Here is a 3,052-nt window from a genome sequence, read left to right as displayed (position 1 = left end):
GCTTATCGAATGGAAAATTACCCTTAGAGGCATCGGGGAACATTGACGAAAATACCATTTTGGCAGTTGCCAAAACAGGGGTTGATTATATTTCTACTGGTAGTATTACTAAGAATATTCAAGCAATCGATCTATCTTTGCGATTCAATTGAAACGCTCAATTTTTCAATGAATGCCTGAGGCAAAAAAAGTGGGCGATAGTAAATCATTTTTGGTGTTGTATCTCAGTGGTGCGCCATTTTCATCAACAACGCAACCCCCTGCATTTTGTAAAATACAAGCACCTGCTGCTGTGTCCCATTCGCAGCAAGGTCCAAATCTAGGGTAGTAGTCGTAAACCCCCTCGGCAATTTGACAAAATTTTAGTGCACTACCTAGGTGATTGAGTTGATGTTTGCCAAGTTGTTGAAGGTGAGTTTGTAATTTTGAATTGTGTGTTGAATTATGCCCGATTACCACGCGCAGTGGCAATGTCGCTGAACAGGCATTTAAAGGGGTTTGAATATTGTTGTGTTGTTTGTATGTCTTGTTGTCAAAACCATAATAATGGGTTTGAGTAAGGGGCGCATATACCAGTCCAAAAATTGCTTGATGGTTTTTAATATAGGCAATACAAATACAAAATTCCCCAGTTTGTTCTAAGAAATCTTGCGTGCCATCCAGTGGATCAACCAGCCAATATTCTTGCCACTCTGAGCGTTGCTCAAAAGTAGCGGTATCAGACTCTTCTGAGAGAATGGCTACATTTGGTGTGAGACGATTTAGTCCTTCGACAATTAGCTGGTGTGCACGCTGGTCTGCAATTGTAAGTGGTGTTTTATTTAACTTCATTTCAACTGCCATATCGGCTTTATAAAACGACATGATGACCTTGCCAACATCAGCAGTCAGTTTGATTAATTGCGGGAGAATTTTTTCAAATGTCATGCAAGTTATCATACCTTATGTGTCGTTATATAAGCGAGCGCACGATAAGCCTTAATACCAAAAAAGGATAAAAGGCTTGTGGTTTGAATGTGGTGGGCCTTCTTGGACTTGAACCAAGGACCAAACGATTATGAGTCGTTTGCTCTAACCAACTGAGCTAAAGGCCCTAAAAAAGGTTATTCTAGGAAGCTTGAAAGTTTGTGCGCTCTAGAGGGGTGTCTAAGTTTGCGCAAGGCTTTGGCTTCAATTTGGCGAATACGCTCGCGTGTTACATCAAATTGACGACCAACTTCTTCTAGAGTGTGGTCGGTATTCATATCAATACCAAAGCGCATTTTTAATACCTTTGCCTCTCGTGATGAAAGGTTGGCAAGTAAATCACCCGTTGTTTCTTTTAGGCTTTCTTTGGTGGTGATGTCCACTGGTGAAGATGCATTGCCATCTTCAATAAAGTCACCGATATTAGAATCTTCATCATCACCGACTGGGGTTTCCATTGACAAAGGCTCTTTGGCGATTTTCAAAATCTTAATAATCTTGTGTTCTGGTAATTCCATTTCTACCGCTAACTCTTCAGGCGTCGCTTCACGACCATATTTTTGTAACAGTTGACGCTTAACACGGTTAAGTTTGTTGATGGTTTCGATCATATGGACTGGAATACGAATGGTGCGCGCCTGGTCGGCAATTGAGCGTGTAATCGCTTGACGAATCCACCAAGTTGCATAAGTTGAGAACTTGTAACCACGACGATATTCAAATTTATCAACAGCTTTCATTAAGCCAACATTGCCTTCTTGAATCAAATCTAAGAATTGTAAACCACGGTTGGCGTATTTTTTGGCAATTGAGATGACCAGACGCAAGTTTGCTTCAATCATTTGTGCTTTGGCTGTTTTAGCACGACGGTCGCCACGACGATAAAGTTTATTCAGTGCCTTTAACTCAGTGATAGTTAATTGCATTTCTTCTTCGTAAGCTTGAAGATTTTTTTGTGCGTAGTAAATTTCATTTTTACTGTCGGCTAATTTATCTTTAACTTGGCTGTCTAGCGTAACTTTCTTCAACCAATCAAGGTTTGTTTCGTTGTCGGTAAATAATTCAAAGAATTGCGCTCTATCCATGCCTGCATATAAACAAGCTTTTTGGATGGATTTTTCTTGTTCTTTGACTTTATCAACACGCTTGCAAATAGTTTCCACCATGGTGGTGACTAATTTTGGTGCTAGGCGTAAGTCTGACAAACTTGCTGATAATTTTTTGCGTTCAACTACCGTTTTTTTGTCACGGAAACCATGTTTTTCGTTGGCTTTTAGGTATTTGCTAGAGCATTTTGAAATGGTGTCAAAACGCAAATATACTTGGTCTTCATCTGGACCTGCATATTCCATTTCTTCCATTTCTTCGTATTCTTCTTCGTCATCAAATTCGCCAGCGTCAAAAGCTTTTTTCTTTTCTGCAAAATCTTCTGCGTCACCTTGATAACCAATAATAACATCAGTGATTTTACATTTACCTTCTTCAAGTCTTTTATGTGCTTTGAAAAATTTTTCAGTGATGACGGGGTAAAGCGTAATTGCTTGCATAATTTCAAATACGCCAGCTTCAATCTCTTTGGCAATACGGATTTCGTCTTCTTGTTCTAATAAATCCACCACACCCATTTCACGCATATACATTCTAACGGGGTCGGTGGTTCTGCCAAACTCTGAATCTAGTGCTGCCAATGCAGCAACTGCTGCTTCTGCAGAAGTTGATTGTGCTTTAGCGCCTGATTCTACAACCAAGGTATCAGCATCAGGAATAGTCTCAGAAACAACAATATCCAACTCTTCTAGAATGGTTTTAATTGGTTCAATCTGATCTTGTGTTAGTAAATCCTTTGGCAATAAGTCATTCAGTTCAGAATAGGTTAAATAACCTTTTTCTTTGCCGATCATAATGACTTTTTCTAGTGCTTGTTTGTGTGCTTTTGTTGTATTTTTCATGAGTTAGTAGATGTTGTGACAATCCAAAGGGGCGATTATACCGTCTTATGACTATTCGTCGTCAGTAAAAATTGCACTAATAGATTGTTCTTCACTAATGCGTTTAATTACTTCTGCAAGTTTTGGTGCGATGGATA

At 39.4% G+C, this 3,052-nt stretch carries 2 protein-coding genes, 1 tRNA gene and 1 pseudogene; 1 reads left to right on the top strand and 3 read right to left on the bottom strand.

The window, feature by feature from the left end; all coding sequences use genetic code 11:
* Positions 1–152, top strand: a pseudogene (locus BBROOKSOX_RS09755) (carboxylating nicotinate-nucleotide diphosphorylase); the annotation flags it as partial.
* A gap of 13 nt (positions 153–165) precedes the next feature.
* On the opposite strand, the gene cysQ reads toward BBROOKSOX_RS09755, so the two are convergent.
* From cysQ to rpoD, 3 genes are all read right to left on the bottom strand, one after another.
* The gene (gene cysQ, locus BBROOKSOX_RS09750; protein ID WP_139661489.1) at positions 166–927 is read right to left on the bottom strand and encodes a 3'(2'),5'-bisphosphate nucleotidase CysQ; all 762 of its coding nucleotides are present in this window, start codon (positions 925–927) and stop codon (positions 166–168) included.
* Between the two features lie 90 nt (positions 928–1,017).
* Positions 1,018–1,094 (bottom strand) — tRNA-Ile (locus tag BBROOKSOX_RS09745).
* A 9-nt stretch (positions 1,095–1,103) separates the two neighbouring features.
* Complete coding sequence (gene rpoD, locus BBROOKSOX_RS09740) at positions 1,104–2,915, bottom strand: RNA polymerase sigma factor RpoD (protein WP_139661486.1); 1,812 nt, start codon at positions 2,913–2,915, stop codon at positions 1,104–1,106.
* Positions 2,916–3,052 lie beyond the last annotated feature (137 nt).

Source organism: bacterium endosymbiont of Bathymodiolus sp. 5 South, from assembly GCF_900128535.1.
GTDB lineage: Bacteria > Pseudomonadota > Gammaproteobacteria > PS1 > Pseudothioglobaceae > Thiodubiliella.
This window is presented reverse-complemented; position numbering and strand designations above follow the sequence as displayed.

What these genes read in the sequence shown, in the direction of transcription:
- cysQ (WP_139661489.1), bottom strand. Translation starts at nt 927, where the DNA reads ATGACATTTGAAAAAATTCTCCCGCAATTAATCAAACTGACTGCTGAT.
- rpoD (WP_139661486.1), bottom strand. Translation starts at nt 2,915, where the DNA reads ATGAAAAATACAACAAAAGCACACAAACAAGCACTAGAAAAAGTCATT.